Annotated in this window: 1 protein-coding gene and 1 pseudogene; both read left to right on the top strand. The window is 62.2% G+C overall.

Annotated elements, in window-relative coordinates; all coding sequences use genetic code 11:
* On the top strand, window positions 1-1,207 hold a 1,207-nt coding region (gene gltX / locus HP499_RS24045), incomplete at its 5' end, for a glutamate--tRNA ligase (protein WP_172326541.1).
* A gap of 16 nt (window positions 1,208-1,223) precedes the next feature.
* Window positions 1,224-1,605: pseudogene (locus HP499_RS24040) on the top strand (HAD family hydrolase); the annotation flags it as partial.

Here is a 1,605-nt window from a genome sequence, read left to right as displayed (position 1 = left end):
GCGTGGCGGGATCTACCAGGATGTCATCGCCAAACTCAAGGCCGGCGGTCACGTTTACGAGTCCTACTCCACGCCGGATGAAATCGAAGCCCGCCACAAAGCCGCCGGCCGCGATCCGAAACTCGGCTATGACGGGTTCGACCGCCACCTGACCGAGGAGCAGTTGGCGCAGTTCAAGGCTGAAGGACGCGAGGCTGTCCTGCGTCTGCGCATGCCGGACGAGGACCTGACCTTCAATGACCTCGTCCGCGGCGAGATCACCTTCAAGGCCGGCTCCGTGCCCGACTTCGCAGTGGTCCGCGCGAATGGCGCCCCGCTGTATACGTTGGTGAACCCGGTGGACGACGCACTCATGGGGATCACCCATGTCCTTCGCGGCGAGGACCTCCTGAGCTCCACTCCGCGACAGATTGCGTTGTACCGTGCGCTCTACGCGATCGGCGTGGCCGAGTACATGCCGGAGTTCGGGCACCTGCCCTACGTGATGGGCCAGGGCAACAAGAAACTCTCCAAGCGAGATCCCGAGTCCAGCCTGTTCCTGCACCGCGAACGTGGCTTCATCCCCGAAGGCCTGCTCAACTACTTGTCGCTGCTCGGATGGTCCCTGAGCGCGGACGAGGACATTTTCACTGTGGAGCAACTCGTGGCCAATTTCGACATCCATGATGTTTTGGGCAACCCGGCACGCTTCGATATCAAGAAGGCCGAGGCCATCAACGGAACGCATGTCCGCATGCTGGCTCCGGAAGACTTCAAGGAGCGGCTGGTCCCTTATCTCCGCGCTGCCGGTTTCGTAGGGGAGATCCTCACCCCGCGCCAGGAAGAGATTCTTGCCGAAGCAGCCCCGCTGGTCCAGGAGCGCATCACGCTCCTGGGTGAGGCTCCGGAGATGCTGGCGTTCCTCTTCAAGGCCGACGACGCCATTGACGTGGCGGATGACGCCCGGAAGGGGCTCCCTGCCAATCTGGACGAGGTCCTCGACGCTGCCCTGGCCGCGCTTGAGCCCATCGGGGACTGGACTGCCGAGAACATCCAGACTGCCCTGAAGCAGGCACTGGTGGAGGACTTGGGAATCAAGCCTCGTGCGGCCTTCGGGCCCGTTCGCACGGCCATCTCCGGCCGCCGCATTTCCCCGCCGCTGTTCGAGTCCATGGTGATCCTGGGCAAGGATTCTTCCTTGGCCCGAGTTCGCGCCTTCCGCGGCTAAAAGGGCGGCTTCAGTCATGGTTATCTCAAGTTCCTTCGGCACCATCCGCGGTGTTCTCTTCGACATCGATGACACCCTGGTGGACCTTGAGTACGCCATGACCACTGCATTGCGTGACGTCAGCGAGCATCTCCTGCCCGGCCTTGACCAGGCCGGGTGGGTGAAGTTCGGCCGCATCTTTACTCACGAGACCACGCATTTCTATGATCGTTATCTGGCCGGTGAGCTGACCTTCAATGAACAGCGGCTGCTTCGCGGCAGGGCTGCCTTGGGGCACTTCGGTGTGGAACTTGGTGAAGGCGAAGAGTCCCACGCCTGGGTTTCCGAGTATCACCAGCGCCAGACGGCTTATGTGAGGGCATTCGACGACGTCGAAGGGGTCCTCGATGCCCTGGACG

The sequence above is a fragment of the Paenarthrobacter sp. CM16 genome (genome assembly GCF_013179505.1).
In the GTDB taxonomy this organism is placed as follows: Bacteria; Actinomycetota; Actinomycetes; order Actinomycetales; family Micrococcaceae; genus Arthrobacter.
This window is presented reverse-complemented; position numbering and strand designations above follow the sequence as displayed.